Source organism: Pseudomonas sp. WS 5503 (assembly GCF_012985385.1).
Taxonomy (GTDB): Bacteria; Pseudomonadota; Gammaproteobacteria; order Pseudomonadales; family Pseudomonadaceae; genus Aquipseudomonas; species Aquipseudomonas paracarnis.
Window position 1 is genome coordinate 485672 of sequence record NZ_JAAQWI010000003.1, and the last position, 15480, is coordinate 501151.

General features: G+C 60.0%; 13 protein-coding genes. 10 read left to right on the forward strand and 3 right to left on the reverse strand.

The genetic code is table 11. From position 1 onward, the window contains the following. The first annotated feature begins 280 nt into the window (after positions 1–280). A complete protein-coding gene (azu, locus tag HBO10_RS11240) occupies positions 281–727 on the forward strand; it encodes an azurin (protein WP_003188091.1) in 447 nt (148 codons plus the stop codon). 136 nt (positions 728–863) lie between these two features. Here azu and nadE read toward each other — a convergent pair whose 3' ends face one another. The 3 genes from nadE to HBO10_RS11255 form a co-directional block, all read right to left on the reverse strand. Continuing rightward, a complete protein-coding gene (gene nadE, locus HBO10_RS11245; RefSeq protein WP_014716685.1) occupies positions 864–1691 on the reverse strand; it encodes an ammonia-dependent NAD(+) synthetase in 828 nt (275 codons plus the stop codon). Positions 1692–1694: 3 nt separating this feature from the next. Then, positions 1695–2909 (reverse strand): nicotinate phosphoribosyltransferase, encoded by a 1215-nt coding sequence (gene pncB / locus HBO10_RS11250; RefSeq protein WP_003188094.1) that lies wholly within the window; start codon positions 2907–2909, stop codon positions 1695–1697. A 207-nt stretch (positions 2910–3116) separates the two neighbouring features. Beyond that, positions 3117–4007, reverse strand: coding sequence for a LysR family transcriptional regulator (locus tag HBO10_RS11255; protein ID WP_034125663.1), 891 nt, complete (start codon positions 4005–4007; stop codon positions 3117–3119). Positions 4008–4160: 153 nt separating this feature from the next. On the opposite strand from HBO10_RS11255, the gene HBO10_RS11260 reads away from it, so the two are divergent. The 9 genes from HBO10_RS11260 to HBO10_RS11300 all read left to right on the forward strand — a co-directional run bounded on the left by HBO10_RS11260 (position 4161) and on the right by HBO10_RS11300 (position 15433). Further along, a complete protein-coding gene (locus HBO10_RS11260; protein ID WP_019818294.1) occupies positions 4161–5651 on the forward strand; it encodes an aldehyde dehydrogenase family protein in 1491 nt (496 codons plus the stop codon). 197 nt (positions 5652–5848) lie between these two features. Beyond that, positions 5849–7132: an FAD-binding oxidoreductase gene (locus tag HBO10_RS11265; protein WP_034125664.1), complete on the forward strand. Its 1284-nt coding sequence runs from the start codon at positions 5849–5851 to the stop codon at positions 7130–7132. 374 nt (positions 7133–7506) lie between these two features. Further along, entirely contained in the window at positions 7507–8643 is a 1137-nt protein-coding gene (locus HBO10_RS11270; RefSeq protein WP_034125665.1) for a branched-chain amino acid ABC transporter substrate-binding protein, read from the forward strand. Between the two features lie 284 nt (positions 8644–8927). Next, the gene (locus tag HBO10_RS11275; RefSeq protein WP_034125666.1) at positions 8928–9842 is read left to right on the forward strand and encodes a branched-chain amino acid ABC transporter permease; all 915 of its coding nucleotides are present in this window, start codon (positions 8928–8930) and stop codon (positions 9840–9842) included. A gap of 2 nt (positions 9843–9844) precedes the next feature. Further along, on the forward strand, positions 9845–11122 hold the full coding sequence (gene livM, locus HBO10_RS11280) for a high-affinity branched-chain amino acid ABC transporter permease LivM (protein WP_003188100.1): 1278 nt from the start codon (positions 9845–9847) through the stop codon (positions 11120–11122). Continuing rightward, positions 11119–11994, forward strand: a complete 876-nt coding sequence (locus HBO10_RS11285) for an ATP-binding cassette domain-containing protein (RefSeq protein ID WP_005784285.1) — start codon at positions 11119–11121, stop codon at positions 11992–11994. Before livM ends, HBO10_RS11285 begins: the two co-directional genes overlap by 4 nt. Further along, positions 11991–12707 (forward strand): ABC transporter ATP-binding protein, encoded by a 717-nt coding sequence (locus HBO10_RS11290; protein ID WP_034125667.1) that lies wholly within the window; start codon positions 11991–11993, stop codon positions 12705–12707. The genes HBO10_RS11285 and HBO10_RS11290 overlap by 4 nt, the downstream gene beginning before the upstream one ends. Positions 12708–13530: 823 nt before the next feature. Next, on the forward strand, positions 13531–14298 hold the full coding sequence (locus HBO10_RS11295; RefSeq protein ID WP_034125868.1) for an SDR family oxidoreductase: 768 nt from the start codon (positions 13531–13533) through the stop codon (positions 14296–14298). Positions 14299–14527: 229 nt separating this feature from the next. Next, positions 14528–15433 carry a cation diffusion facilitator family transporter gene (locus tag HBO10_RS11300; RefSeq protein WP_003188105.1) on the forward strand — a complete coding sequence of 302 codons (906 nt, stop codon included), beginning with the start codon at positions 14528–14530 and terminating at the stop codon, positions 15431–15433. Positions 15434–15480: the final 47 nt, after the last annotated feature.

Here is a 15480-nt window from a genome sequence, read left to right on the forward strand (position 1 = left end):
TCGTCATGGTAGCAGCTTCGGGGGGGCGTTTGCTTTCACTTACCGCAGGCGTAGGCAGCCAGGAGGCCGTTGAACAGGTGATTGAGGTGCATGGCATGAACTCCCGTGAGTGATGGGCCGATCATAATCAGGGTGCGGCAGTTTGGCTGGTTGATTGTGTTGATGAAGCTGATAGCCTAAAGTTGTATACAATCTGTTGATTCAGATCATAAGAACTCAAGCCTGATTGAGGCACCCTTACCGCAATCCGCGTTTTTAAAACCCTGCCTTGGAGATTCACATGTTTGCCAAACTCGTTGCTGTTTCCCTGCTGACTCTGGCGAGCGGCCAGTTGCTTGCTGCAGAGTGCAAGGTCACTGTCGACTCCACCGACCAAATGTCGTTCAACACTAAAGAAATCACCATCGACAAGAGCTGCAAGCAGTTCACCGTTGAGCTGACTCACTCGGGTAACCTGCCCAAGAACGTGATGGGCCATAACTGGGTGCTGACTACCGAAGCCAATATGCAACCGGTGGCAACCGACGGCATGGCTGCGGGGATCGACAAGGATTACCTGAAAGCCGGTGATGAGCGCATCATCGCCCACACCAAGATCATCGGTGCCGGCGAGAAAGACTCGGTGACCTTCGACGTCTCCAAGCTGAAGGCCGATGAGAAATACAGCTTCTTCTGCTCGTTCCCAGGCCACATCTCGATGATGAAAGGTGCTGTGGTCCTGAAGTAAGACCGCGTTACCGTTCATCGCAGGCAAGACAGCTCCCACATTCGACCGCATTCCCATGTTGGAATCCGGTCAAGTGTGGGAGCTGGCTTGCCTGCGATGGCGATCTGACAATCAATGCAAAACCATCGGGTTCACCTCAAGGCGCAAACGGCATCACCCGCTTGTGCTCAGTCTTGCGATAGGTCTCGCAGATAATCCTGAACGCCTCCTCACGCACCGGCTCCCCCTGCAGGAACGCATCGATCTCGGCATAGGTCACCCCATGTGACGCCTCGTCCGGCTTGCCCGGCGACAGGTCTTCGAGGTCAGCGGTCGGCACCTTCTCCACCAACGATTCCGGCGCACCAAAGTGACGGGCAATGGCCCGCACCTGATGCTTCACCAGCCCGCTCAACGGTGCCAGATCGCACGCGCCATCACCGAACTTGGTATAGAAGCCCATCACCGCTTCCGCCGCATGGTCGGTGCCGATCACCAGGCCACCGGCCGCGCCAGCGATGGTGTACTGCGCCACCATACGCATGCGCGCCTTGGTGTTGCCCAGCACGAAGTCACGGGACGCCGCGGCCTTGCCTTCAAAGGCGGCCACTTCATTGGCCAGGGCTTTAACCGCCGGGCCGATGTTCACGGTGTGACGTTCATCCGGCTCGATAAAGTCCACCGAGGCCTGGGCGTCGTGCTCGTCGAACTGGGTTTCGTAGGGCAGGCGCACGGCGATAAAGCGGTACGCCTCATCGCCGGTGCTGGCGCGCAGTTCCTGCACCGCACGTTGGGCCAAGAGGCCTGCGGTCAGGGAGTCGACACCACCACTGATGCCGAGCACCAGGGTCTTGAGCCCGGAATTGCGCAGGCAGTCCTGGATAAAGGCCACGCGCCGGGCAACCTCGGCTTCGAGTGCGGCCTGGTCCTTGAACGGGGCTTGCACCTTGAGCTGTTGTGCAATCTCACGCTGTACGGCTTGCATGATTCACTCCTTGCTGGATAGGGCAGGTACTTTGAAAACGTGACGCAAATAGGCGACAAAATTCGGGTCGGTGCAATGGGTCTTGCCCGCTTCATCGGAGATCTTCGCGACGGGCTGGCCATTGCAGGCGGTCATTTTAAGCACGATGCTCATCGGTTCCACCCCTGGAATATCACAGGTCAGGTTGGTGCCGATGCCAAAGCTCACATTAATGCGACCGCGCAACGCCCGGAATATTTCCAAGGCTTTGGGCAATGTCAGACTGTCGGAGAACACCAGGGTCTTGCTCATCGGTTCGATGCCCAGCTTGTGGTAGTGAGCGATGGCTTTTTCTGCCCACTGGATCGGATCACCGGAGTCATGGCGCAGGCCGTCGAACAGCTTGGCGAAGTACAAGTCGAAGTCGCCGAGGAAGGCGTCGGTAGTGATGCAATCGGTGAGGGCGATACCCAGCAGGCCACGGTACTCGCGTACCCAGCAATCAAGGGCGGCGATCTGGCTGTCGATCAGGCGCGGGCCGAGTTGCTGGTGGGCCATGATCCACTCATGGGCCATGGTGCCCAGCGGCTTCATATCGAATTCGCGCGCCAGGTGCACGTTGCTGGTGCCGACAAAGCGCCCAGGGAAATCGTGCTTGAGCACGCTGACCACTTCCTCCTGCACCCGGTAGGAAAAACGCCGGCGCGTGCCGAAGTCCGCCACTTGCAGCTCCGACAGCTCATCGCTGCTGGCGTTGGCGGTCAACCAGTCGAACTTGCGATACAGCTGCTCGCGGGCCTGTTCAAGGATCACGGTCTGGTAGCGGTAGCGGTTACGCACCTCGCTGACGATGGCCAGCATTGGCACTTCAAACAGGATCACATGCAGCCACGGTCCGCGCAGGCGGATAAACAACTCGCCGTTCTCGATGCCGGTTTGCACATACCGCAGGTTGAAGCGAAACAGCCCGAGGAAGCGCAGAAAATCCGGTTTCATAAAACTGATGCGTTCCAGGAAACCCAATTGATCGGGGCTCAGGCTCAGCTCGGCGAGGCGCTCGATCTGGTAACGAATCTCCGCCAGGTAAGGGCGCAGGTCTTCACTGTTACGGCAACGAAACTCCCATTCAACTTCCACGTTCGGGTAGTTGTGCAGCACCGCCTGCATCATGGTCAGCTTGTAGAAGTCGGTGTCGAGCAGGTTCTGCACGATGCGATCGGCAAACACACTCTCGCTCATAACGGGAATCTCCAGACGGGTCGGCGATGGAGGCCGGCCTTTACGCACAATTGAGGAAGGGGGTTAGTGGCGCATAGACTTGTGGGGTTTTGCCAGTGATTTTTTCAGTAAGGCCACTGGCGCCATTGCAGGCAAGCCAGCTCCCACATTTGAAGTGCATTCCAAACGGTGGGAGCTGGCTTGCCTGCGATGGCGATTCTCCAGGCGCTAAAGCACCTGCTCCATCATCCACTTCACAAACTCGCGCACCTTGGGCACCTCTGCCGAATGCTCAGGATACGCCAGGTAGTAAGCATCCTGGCTCGGCATCGCATGTTGCCAGGGGATCACCAACTTGCCCTCGGCCAATTCCTCCTCCACCAGAAAACGCGGCAACAGCGCCACGCCGCATCCCACCTGCGCCGCACGAATACACATATAAAACGTGTCGAACCGCGGCCCATGGTAGCTGTGCTCGGTATGGAAACCCTGGCTGGCGAACCAGTCATGCCAGCCTTGGGGCCGTGACGCGTTTTGCAGCAGCACCAGCTCGCTCAGTTGTGTGGGGTCGGTGAAGGGCTGGGCGGGCAGGCTGTCGGGCGAACACACCGGTACCAGCTCTTCACTGAACAATTTCAGGCTCTCGGTGCCGGGGCGTGCGCCCTGGCCGAAATAGAACGCCATGTCGGCCTTGCCTTGCAGTAACTCGTCCGGGTCCTGTTCGTTGCACAGGTCCAGGTGGATCTGCGGGTGGCGCAAACGCCAACCCTTGAGGCGCGGCACCAGCCAGCGTGCGCCAAAAGTGTAGGGCGTGGACACGCGCAGCACTTCGGTTTCACCGCCGTAGGAGCGCAGGTAGTGGGTGGACATTTCCACTTGGGTGAGGATCTTGCGCACTTCCACCAGGTACAGGTCGCCCGCCGGGGTCATCTGCAAGCGGCGGCGCACGCGGCGAAACAGCAAGTGTTGTAACAGCTCTTCCAGCTGCGCTACTTGTTTGCTCACCGCGCTTTGGGTGAGGTTCAGTTCCTCGGCGGCGCGGGTGAAGCTCAGGTGGCGGGTGGCCGCTTCGAAACACTGCAGGGCGGTGATCGAGGGCAAATATCTTTTGTTCAGCACGGCATGCCTCTTTTTATTCTTTGCATGAATAAAGGGAATGATATCTCGCCTAATCGTCGTTTGTTGGCAAGTCTTGGGCCAGCTACAAATAGGCTCAGGATCGCCGTGCAAGCAGCGGCGCGATTTTTCTACGCAGATTTGAAGGAGCGACCCATGGTTGCCGCATTGCTTGATCGTCTCGGGGTAAACCCGGCGCTGTACCAGGCGGGGAAACAACCTGTGCATTCACCGATTGATGGCAGCCGTATCGGCAGTGTCCATTGGGAAGGTGCCGCCGAGGTGGAGCAACAGGTCAGTCGCGCCGAGCATGCATTCGAAGCCTGGCGCAAAGTGCCGGCGCCGCGACGTGGCGAGCTGGTGCGCCAGTTCGGCGACGTATTGCGCGAGTACAAGGCCGACCTGGGCGAACTCGTTTCCTGGGAAGCCGGCAAGATCACCCAGGAAGGCTTGGGTGAAGTGCAGGAAATGATCGACATCTGCGACTTCGCCGTCGGCCTGTCGCGCCAGTTGTACGGCTTGACCATCGCCTCCGAGCGCCCAGGCCACCATATGCGTGAAACCTGGCACCCGCTGGGCGTGGTCGGCGTGATCAGCGCCTTCAACTTCCCGGTGGCTGTGTGGGCGTGGAACACTGCGCTGGCCTTGGTGTGCGGCAACGCGGTGATCTGGAAACCGTCGGAAAAGACCCCGCTCACCGCACTGGCCTGCCAGGCCTTGTTCGAGCGCGTACTGAAAAAATTCGACGGTGCCCCCGAGTACCTCAGCCAAGTGATCATCGGCGGCCGCGACGCCGGCGCTGCGCTGGTGGATGACCCGCGCGTTGCCCTGATCAGCGCCACCGGCAGCACGCGTATGGGCCGTGAAGTGGCACCCAAAGTCGCCGCGCGTTTCGCCCGCAGCATCCTTGAGCTGGGCGGCAACAACGCGATGATCCTCGGCCCAAGCGCCGACCTGGACATGGCCGTACGCGCTATCCTGTTCAGCGCAGTGGGCACAGCCGGCCAACGCTGCACCACCCTGCGCCGGCTGATCGCCCATGAGTCGGTCAAGGAAGAAATCGTCACCCGCCTCAAGGCCGCCTATTCGAAAGTGCGCATCGGCCACCCTCTGGAAGGCAATCTGATCGGCCCGCTGATCGACAAGCACAGTTTCGACAACATGCAGGACGCCCTTGAGCAAGCCTTGAGCGAAGGCGGCAAGGTGTTCGGCGGCAAGCGCCAACTGCAAGACAAATTCCCCAACGCCTACTACGTATCGCCGGCCATCGTGGAAATGCCCGAGCAAAGCGACGTAGTGTGCAGCGAAACCTTCGCGCCGATTCTTTACGTGGTCGGCTACACCGACTTCGCCGAAGCCCTGCGCCTGAACAACGCCGTGCCACAAGGCTTGTCATCCTGCATCTTCACCACTGACGTGCGTGAAGCCGAGCAGTTCATGTCGGCGGTGGGCAGCGACTGTGGCATTGCCAACGTCAACATCGGCCCGAGCGGCGCGGAGATCGGTGGCGCGTTCGGGGGTGAAAAAGAAACCGGCGGCGGGCGTGAATCGGGCTCGGATGCGTGGCGCGGGTATATGCGCAGGCAGACCAATACCGTGAACTACTCGCTGGAGTTGCCGTTGGCACAAGGCATCACGTTCGACTGAGCCTCAGGTCGGAGTGAGATCAATGTGGGAGCAGGCAAGCCAGCCCCCACAGGTGATACTGATCGTTCCCACGCTCTGCGTGGGAACGCATCCTGTGACGCTCCGCGTCACGACAATGCGGACGCGGAGCGTCCAAGGCTACATTCCCACGCAGAGCGCGGGAACGAGCGGTGGTGAATTCATCCCGGAGTCTGGCAATGGCACTGCGCGAAACATGTTTATGGGAACACCTCACCCCAGGCCGGCCGGACCGGGCCACGCTCAAGGGCGCGGTCAAGGTGGATGTGTGCGTGATCGGCGCCGGCATCACCGGTTTGTCGGCGGCCATTCATTTGCTGGAACAGGGTAAAAGCGTCGCCGTACTGGAGGCCCATCGCACCGGCCACGGTGGTTCGGGGCGCAACGTCGGGCTGGTCAACGCCGGCCTGTGGATTCCACCGGACGAGATCGAGGCCGGTTTCGGCACGGCGGTGGGCAGCCAACTCAACCGCATGTTGGGTGCGGCGCCGTCCCTGGTGTTCAGCCTGATCGACAAGTACAACATCGACTGCCAATTGCGCCGTGAAGGCACCTTGCACATGGCGCACAACGCCCGTGGCGAGGCGGATTTGCGCAGCCGTGAGGAGCAGTGGAAACGCCGTGGCGCACCGGTTGAGTTACTCACCGGCCAGGCCTGCGAGCAGGCCACCGGTACCCGGAAAATCGCCGCCGCGTTGCTGGATCGGCGCGCCGGCACCTTGAACCCCATGGCCTACACCACTGGGTTGGCGAATGCCGCCGCAGCGTTGGGCGGGCAGTTGTTCGATCATTCCCCGGTCACCCAGCTTGAACGCCAAGGCGCCGATTGGTCGGTGCAGACCGCCGAGGGCGCGGTGCAGGCCGCGCAGGTGGTGATCGCCTCCAACGCCTACACCGAAGGCGAATGGACCGAACTGCGGCGTAACTTCTTCCCCGGCTATTACTATCAGGTGGCCTCGGCGCCGCTGACCGATGACGCGGCCAAGCAGATCCTCCCCGGCGGCCAGGGTTCGTGGGACACGCGCCAGGTCCTGAGCAGCATTCGCCGCGATGCCGATGGCCGCCTGTTGCTGGGCAGCCTGGGTAACGGCAACCAGAAACCGGCGTGGTTCCTCAAGGCGTGGGCCGATCGGGTGCAGCAACACTACTTCCCGTACCTCAAACCGGTGCAGTGGGAATACACCTGGACCGGCTGCATCGCATTCACTCCCGACCACTTGATGCGCCTGTTCGAACCGGCCCCCGGCCTGGTGGCGGTTACCGGTTATAACGGACGCGGGGTGACCACCGGCAGCGTGGTGGGCAAGGCGTTTGCCGACTACCTGTGTCACCAGGACACCCAAGCCTTGCCGATCCCTTTTACGCCCATGCAACCCTTGGCCGCGGTGGGCTTGCGCAGCTGCCTGTATGAAGCCGGCTTCTCGCTCTATCACGCCGGGCAATGCCTGAGGATCGTGATCTGATCAGCGAAATACCCCTCAAAAGCCTGCGTTTTCTTAGCAGGCTACCCATCTGTATTGGTGCAAGTCGTAGCAATCACGCACTGTAAATGTGCAGTTCCGTTACGCACATTGTTACAGCTGCAGGAACTGTCGTTTATGCCTGTGGTTGCAGGTGCGACCTGCCAGGGTTGTACTTTTTTGAAGTGTTGGTTGCACCTCTAGACGCTAGACGGTTGCACGTCCTGGCAAAAGGCGTCGAAACGCCTGTAATAACAATGACACCGTGTCTTTTTGAAGAATAAAAAAGTAATGGCACGCGGCTTGCTCTGAGCTTTCGGTGAAAGGTTTGAATGCAAGTTGTCGTGCCAAAAATCAAAAATATCGGAGCACCACTCATGTCCCAGACGTTTTACAAGAAAGGTTTTCTGGCCCTCGCCGTTGCTGCGGCGCTGGGTGTTTCTACGTTTGTTCAAGCTGATGTGAAAATTGGTGTGGCGGGCCCGATGACGGGTGCCAACGCCGCTTTCGGTGAGCAGTACATGAAGGGTGCCCAGGCGGCAGCCGACGTTATTAACAAGGCCGGCGGCATCAACGGCGAGCAGATCAAACTGGTGGCGGGCGATGACGCCTGCGAGCCCAAGCAGGCCGTGGCCGTGGCCAACCGCCTGGCCGACCAGGACAAAGTGATCGGTGTGGTCGGGCACTTCTGCTCATCCAACACCATCCCGGCGTCTGAGGTTTACGACGAAGCAGGCATCATCGCCATCACCCCAGGCTCCACCAACCCACAAGTGACCGAACGCGGCCTGGGCGCCATGTTCCGTATGTGCGGGCGTGACGACCAGCAAGGCATCGTCGCCGGCGACTACATCGTCGACGTGCTCAAGGGCAAGAAAGTCGCGGTGATCAACGACAAGGACACCTACGGCAAAGGCCTGGCCGACGCCACCGCCGCCCAGTTGACCAAGCGCGGCGTCAAGCCGGTGCTGGAAGAGGGCCTGACCCGTGGCGAGAAAGACTTCAGCGCCCTGGTCACCAAGATCCGCTCCCTGGGCGCCGACGTCGTGTACTTCGGCGGCCTGCATCCGGAAGCCGGCCCACTGGTGCGCCAGATCCGTGAAGCGGGCTTGAAAGACGTCAAGTTCATGTCCGATGACGGCGTGGTCACCGACGAGTTGGTGTCCACCGCAGGTGGTGCGCAGTACGTCGATGGCGTGTACATGACCTTCGGCGCCGACCCGCGCCTGCTGCCGGACAGCAAGACGGTCGTGGAAGAGTTCCGCAAGAACGGCACCGAGCCTGAAGGCTACACCCTGTACGCCTACGCTTCGATCCAGGCCTTGGCCGCCGGCTTCAACGGTGCCAAGTCCAACAAGGGCGAAGACGCTGCCAAGTGGCTCAAGGCCAACCCGGTTAAAACCGTCATGGGCGAAAAAGCCTGGGATACCAAGGGCGACCTGAAAGTCTCTGACTACGTGGTTTACCAGTGGGACAAAGACGGCAAATACCATCAGCTGGAAAAGCAGAAGTAAGTACAAGCACCACGGGCCTAAGGTTAGGGGGGCTTGCTGTGGCGAGGGAGCTTGCTCCCGCTGGAGTGCGTAGCACTCCCAACCGCTTACCGAAATACATCTGATGTATCTCGATTGCCCAGTTTGGGGCTGCTTCGCAGCCCAGCGGGAGCAAGCTCCCTCGCCACATAAGCCAGCTCCCACAGAGGGCGTGGTTGCCTGCTCCATTGCAACAAACCTGTCTTTTCCTCCAGAAGCGCCGCACACCCACCGGTGTGCAGGTGCTCACCGCGTGAGATTGCGTTATGGATGGTATTTTCCTGCAGCAACTGGTCAACGGCCTGACCCTCGGGTCGGTCTATGGCCTGATCGCCATCGGCTACACAATGGTCTATGGCATCATTGGCATGATCAACTTCGCCCACGGCGAGGTTTATATGATTTCCGCTTACCTCGCGGCGATCAGTCTGGCACTGCTGGCTTACTTCGGCATCGAATCCTTCCCGCTGCTCATTCTCGGTACCTTGATCTTCACCGTGGTCGTCACCGGCGTGTACGGTTGGGTGATTGAGCGTGTCGCCTACAAACCCCTGCGTAACTCCACCCGCCTGGCACCGCTGATCAGCGCCATCGGTATCTCCCTGATCCTGCAGAACTACGCGCAGATCGCCCAGGGCGCCAAGCAACAAGGCATTCCCACCCTGCTGGCCGGCGCCTGGCGCGTCGATATCGGCACCGGGTTCGTGCAACTGACCTACACCAAAGTGTTCATCCTGGTCGCCGCTTTTGCCGGCATGGCCTTGCTCACCTACATCATCAAATACACCAAGCTCGGCCGCATGTGCCGCGCTACCCAGCAAGACCGCAAGATGGCCTCGATCCTGGGCATCAACACCGACCGCGTGATCTCCTACGTGTTTGTCATCGGTGCCGCCATGGCCGCCCTGGCCGGCGTGCTCATCACCCTCAACTACGGCACCTTCGACTTCTATGCCGGCTTCATCATCGGCATCAAGGCGTTTACCGCGGCGGTACTCGGCGGCATCGGCTCCCTGCCTGGGGCGATGCTGGGCGGGATCATCCTCGGTATCTCCGAGTCGCTGTTCGCGGGGTTGATCAACTCTGACTACAAAGACGTGTTCAGTTTCTCCCTGCTGGTGGTGATTCTGATTTTCCGTCCCCAGGGCCTGCTTGGTCGCCCACTCGTGGCGAAGGTGTAAACATGTCTGCTGCCAAATCCATTGATATCAAGAAAAGTGTGGTCGATACGGTACTCGCGGGGCTGATTTCGCTGATCGTGTTCGGCCCGATTGTCGGCGTGGTGCTCGACGGCTACAGCTTCAACCTGGAACCTGCGCGGGTTGCCGTGCTGGTCGCCATCGTAATGGCCGGGCGCTTTGCCCTCAGCCTGTTCCTGCAAACACCCAAGGGCGTGAAGATCCTGCAGGGGTTCGAGAGCAGCGGCTCCGGCGTGCACGTGCTGCCACCGGATTACAAGTCGCGGCTGCGCTGGATCATCCCGGCGCTGATCGTGATCGCCATCGTGTTTCCGATCTTCGCCAACAAATACCTGCTCACCGTGGTGATCCTGGGGCTGATCTACGTGTTGCTCGGCCTGGGCCTGAACATCGTGGTGGGCCTGGCGGGCCTGCTCGACCTGGGTTATGTGGCCTTCTACGCCATCGGTGCCTACGGCCTGGCGCTGGGTTATCAATACCTGGGCCTGGGCTTCTGGACGGTCCTGCCACTGGCGGCCATCGCGGCGGCGTTGGCGGGTTGCATACTCGGCTTCCCGGTGCTGCGAATGCACGGTGACTACCTGGCCATCGTGACCCTGGGTTTTGGTGAAATCATTCGCCTGGTGCTCAACAACTGGCTGTCGTTCACCGGTGGCCCCAACGGTATGCCCGTGCCGTCACCGACCTTTCTGGGCCTGGAGTTCGGCAAGCGTGCGAAGGATGGCGGCATTCCGTTTCACGAGTTTTTCGGCATCGATTACAACCCCAACATCAAGTTCATGTTCATCTACATCGTGCTGTTTCTGGTGGTGCTGGCCGTGCTGTACATCAAGCATCGCCTGACGCGCATGCCGGTCGGCCGCGCCTGGGAAGCCCTGCGCGAAGATGAAATCGCCTGCCGTTCCATGGGCCTGAACCATGTGCTGGTCAAACTCTCAGCCTTCACCATCGGCGCGTCCACCGCCGGTTTGGCCGGGGTGTTCTTTGCCAGCTACCAGGGCTTCGTCAACCCGTCGTCGTTTACCTTCTTCGAGTCGGCGTTGATCCTCGCCATTGTGGTGTTGGGCGGCATGGGCTCGACGGTTGGCGTGGTGATCGCAGCGTTCGTGTTGACCGTGGCGCCGGAACTGCTGCGTAGTTTTTCCGAGTACCGCGTGCTGCTGTTTGGGGTGTTGATGGTGGTGATGATGATCTGGCGACCGCGTGGCTTGATTCGGATTAGCCGTACCGGTGTGACGCCACGCAAAGGGGTAGCGCCATGAGCAAGGAAGTCGTGCTGTCCGTCGAACACCTGATGATGCACTTCGGTGGTATCAAAGCCTTGAGCGATGTAAGCCTCAAGGTTGAACGCAACTCGATCTTCGCCCTGATCGGCCCCAACGGCGCCGGCAAGACCACGGTGTTCAACTGCCTCACCGGCTTCTACAAAGCCAGTGGCGGCAAGATCGAGCTCAACGTGCGCGGCAAGCAAACCAACGTGATCCAACTGCTCGGCGAGCGCTTTGAGGCCACCGACTTCGTGTCGCCCAAAAGCTTCCTCAGCCGCGTGTACTACAAGATGTTCGGCGGCACCCACCTGGTAAACCGTGCCGGGCTGGCTCGCACCTTTCAGAACATTCGCCTGTTCAAGGAAATGTCGGTGCTGGAAAACCTGCTGGTGGCCCAGCACATGTGGGTCAACCGCAACATGCTTGCCGGCATCCTCAACACCAAGGGCTACCGCAAGGCCGAAAGCGATGCGCTGGACTGCGCGTTCTACTGGCTGGAAGTGGTCGACCTGGTGGACTGCGCCAACCGTCTGGCCGGCGAGCTCTCCTACGGCCAGCAGCGCCGCCTGGAGATCGCCCGCGCCATGTGCACGCGGCCGCAGATCATCTGCCTGGACGAACCGGCAGCCGGCCTCAACCCGCAGGAAACCGAAGCCCTCAGCGCGATGATTCGCCTGCTGCGCGACGAACACGACCTTACGGTGGTGCTGATCGAACACGACATGGGCATGGTGATGAGTATTTCCGACCACATTGTGGTGCTGGACCACGGCAACGTGATCGCCGAAGGCGGCCCGGATGCGATCCGCAACGACCCGAAAGTGATCGCCGCCTACCTGGGCGCGGACGAAGAGGAGCTGGTATGAGCGCACCTATCCTCGAAATGAAGGACCTGGACGTGTTCTACGGCCCGATCCAGGCCCTGAAAAAAGTCTCGCTGCACATCAACGAAGGCGAAACCGTCAGCCTGATCGGCTCCAATGGCGCGGGTAAGTCCACGTTGCTGATGTCGATCTTCGGTCAGCCTCGGGCCGAGTCGGGACAGATCCTCTACAACGGCGTCGACATTACTCACAAGTCGTCCCACTACATCGCTTCCAACGGCATTGCGCAGTCGCCGGAAGGGCGGCGGGTGTTCCCCGACATGACCGTCGAGGAAAACCTGCTGATGGGCACCATCCCCATTGGCGACAAGTTCGCCAGCGAGGACATGCAACGCATGTTCGAGCTGTTCCCCAGGCTCAAGGAGCGACGCAACCAGCGGGCGATGACCATGTCCGGTGGTGAGCAACAAATGCTCGCCATCGCCCGTGCGCTGATGAGCCGGCCCAAGATGTTGCTGCTCGATGAGCCAAGCTTGGGGTTGGCGCCGATTGTGGTGAAGCAGATCTTTTCCACCCTGCGCGAGCTGGCGTCCACCGGGATGACCATTTTCCTGGTGGAACAGAACGCCAACCATGCGCTGCGCCTGTCGGACCGGGCGTATGTGATGGTCAATGGTGAGATTCGCCTGACAGGCACCGGCAAGGAGTTGCTGGTGAACGAGGAAGTGCGCAACGCCTACCTGGGCGGTCACTGACCCAAGATCCAGGCGCATCAACCCTGTGGGAACCGGGCCTTATGTGGGAGCCGGGCTTGCCCGCGATAGCATCACCTCGGTTTAGCTGACATACCGAGGTGGCCGCATCGCAGGCAAGCCAGCGCCCACCCAAAGCCGGTTCCCACATTTGTTTTTGCGGTGTCAACAAGCCCTCCACCAAATTGTGGAAAACAAATCCAGCCCACCTCAAAAGCGCGACATATAGCCGCCGCAAATCCCTGTTTTGTCACAGTTTTGACTTGTCCCCATCCACTGTGGAACCGGCTGTGGGTAACGTGGGAGTAGCTGGCTGAAAGCCTTTAACCACGTGGCTTGTAGCGTGTTGGTTGTTTTTCGATCAGGGTATTTTTCGCGACCGTCTCAAGGGTTTGTCAACCTGTTTAAAGACACAGGTATATGAACGAAATAAGTCCTTCCAGCCTGTGGATAAGTCTGTGACTAAACTCTGGAAAGACTTGCGCAGGGGCCGGAATGACTGGCCTGGAGCCATCGTTGTGTTTTTCTGCATTTGTCAGCGGCTACATAGGCGCTCGCCCAGGTCAAGCAAAAAACTTTATAAAACCGCCTGCAACCCTTGTACACAGCGGCTTTGAGCCGTTTGCACTTGCCCCCAAAGACTGTGGGCGCAGTTGTGGATAACCTGCGCGTATATGGCTGCAAGCTACGGTTTATACGGCTTTGCGAAGATTGGTTAAAAAATGATCAGTCAGGCATGCGTGTGTGTGCACAGCGGTTGCCGCAAACGCGGCGTAAGGGCATTCTGCTGGCTGTTTTTTTCCCCGATGCCCGCAAGGAGAACACCATGTCCGACACGCTGTTTATCACTGGCGCTACTTCAGGTTTCGGCGAAGCCTGTGCCCGTCGCTTTGCCGAGGCCGGTTGGAAACTGGTGCTCACTGGTCGTCGTGCCGAGCGCTTGAACGCCTTGGTCGAAGAGCTTTCCAAGCAGACCGAAGTGCATGGCCTGGTGGTGGATGTGCGCGACCGCAAAGGCATGGAGGAGGCCATCGCCAACCTGCCGGCGTCGTTCGCCACGCTGCGCGGCCTGATCAACAACGCCGGCCTGGCCGTGGGCACCGACCCTGCGCCCAAGTGCGACCTCGACGATTGGGAAACCATGGTCGATACCAACATCAAGGGCCTGCTGACCACCACTAACCTGCTGTTGCCGCGCCTGATTGCCCATGGCCGCGGTGCCGGGATCATCAACCTGGGCTCCATCGCCGGTAACTACCCGTACCCGGGCAGCCATGTATATGGCGGCTCCAAGGCGTTCGTGAAGCAGTTTTCGTTGAACCTGCGCTGCGACCTGCAAGGCACCGGCGTGCGCGTGACCAATATCGAGCCGGGCTTGTGTGAAAGCGAGTTCTCCCTGGTGCGCTTCGGCGGTGACCAGGCGCGTTATGACGCCACCTACGCAGGTGCGGAGCCGATCCAGCCGCAGGACATTGCCGATACGATTTTCTGGGTGATGAACACCCCGGCGCACGTGAACATCAACCGCCTGGAGCTGATGCCGGTGAGCCAGACCTGGGCTGGGTTTGCGATTGAGCGTGGGGCCAAGGGCTAAGCGCCTGCGCCACACACGCTGATCGTTCCCACGCTCCGCGTGGTAATGCCGCCGGGGGCGCTCTGCGCCCCGCTTTCTGCTGGTGACGCAGAGCGTCACGCGATGCATTCCCACGCGGAGCGTGGGAACGATCAGTGGCGGCAAATCGGTCAAAATGCGGCATAAGGTACACTGCCCGCCTGAAAACCCCACCGCACCCAGCGGTTTAAAGGTTTTGACAGGAGGCAATGTGAGTAACCGAGGTGAGCAGGCACTGCTCAAACAATCGACTATCCTGATGTTCGCAGTCGCGATCGCAGGGATTGTCACGGGTGTGATATCCGGCGCCCAATCCATTCTGTTCGACGGCTTTTTCTCGCTGATCGCCACCGCCATCAAGGTGCTGATGCTGATCACGGCCAAGCTGATCGCCAAGAAAAGCAACGAGCGTTTCCAATTCGGCTATTGGCACCTGGAGCCGATGGTGCTGCTGATAGAAGGCAGTTTCCTGCTGCTGATCGCCATCTACGCGTTCCTCAATGGCGTGTTCGGCATTATCAATGGCGGGCGCGAAATCGAGTTGGGGCTGGTGATCATTTATGCGGCGGTATTTACGGTCGTGGAGTTCGCGTACTTCTTTTATGTGCGCTACCGCAATCGCACACTCAAATCGTCATTGATCCAGTTCGACAACATCAGCTGGCTGGTGGACGCGATGCTGTCGGTGGGCTTGCTGATCAGCTTCCTGGCGGCGCTGTTGCTCAAGTCCCAGGGCTATGGCGAGTGGGCGGTCTACGTGGACCCGTTGATCCTGATCCTGCTGGCCCTGAGCATGCTGGCGCCGGCGTTCAAGATCCTGCGCCCGGCGCTGCGCGAAGTGTTGGGGATCGCGCCGGATCACTTGGACGACAAGGTCCGCGAGGTGATGGACGCGGCGCAGGCCAAGCATGGTTTCGACGACTACGTGTCCTATGTGCAGAAGCACGGGCGGGCGCGGTTTATCGAGATTCATGTGGTGCTGCCAGCGGATTACCCGGTGGATAACGTCGCCACCCTCGATGGGCTGCGTGAAGAGATATCCACAGGGCTGGGGGCGGCGGATGCGGCGCGGTGGTTGACGATCAGTTTTACGGGCGACCGCAAGTGGATTGCCTAAAGTCTGTTAGAGCGAGGTGAGGCTATCGCAGGCAAGCCAGCTCCCAC

Coding starts and splice junctions, on each gene's coding strand:
- azu (WP_003188091.1), top strand. CDS start 281: ATGTTTGCCAAACTCGTTGCTGTTTCCCTGCTGACTCTGGCGAGCGGC.
- nadE (WP_014716685.1), bottom strand. CDS start 1,691: ATGCAAGCCGTACAGCGTGAGATTGCACAACAGCTCAAGGTGCAAGCC.
- pncB (WP_003188094.1), bottom strand. CDS start 2,909: ATGAGCGAGAGTGTGTTTGCCGATCGCATCGTGCAGAACCTGCTCGAC.
- HBO10_RS11260 (WP_019818294.1), top strand. CDS start 4,161: ATGGTTGCCGCATTGCTTGATCGTCTCGGGGTAAACCCGGCGCTGTAC.
- HBO10_RS11265 (WP_034125664.1), top strand. CDS start 5,849: ATGGCACTGCGCGAAACATGTTTATGGGAACACCTCACCCCAGGCCGG.
- HBO10_RS11270 (WP_034125665.1), top strand. CDS start 7,507: ATGTCCCAGACGTTTTACAAGAAAGGTTTTCTGGCCCTCGCCGTTGCT.
- HBO10_RS11275 (WP_034125666.1), top strand. CDS start 8,928: ATGGATGGTATTTTCCTGCAGCAACTGGTCAACGGCCTGACCCTCGGG.
- livM (WP_003188100.1), top strand. CDS start 9,845: ATGTCTGCTGCCAAATCCATTGATATCAAGAAAAGTGTGGTCGATACG.
- HBO10_RS11285 (WP_005784285.1), top strand. CDS start 11,119: ATGAGCAAGGAAGTCGTGCTGTCCGTCGAACACCTGATGATGCACTTC.
- HBO10_RS11290 (WP_034125667.1), top strand. CDS start 11,991: ATGAGCGCACCTATCCTCGAAATGAAGGACCTGGACGTGTTCTACGGC.
- HBO10_RS11295 (WP_034125868.1), top strand. CDS start 13,531: ATGTCCGACACGCTGTTTATCACTGGCGCTACTTCAGGTTTCGGCGAA.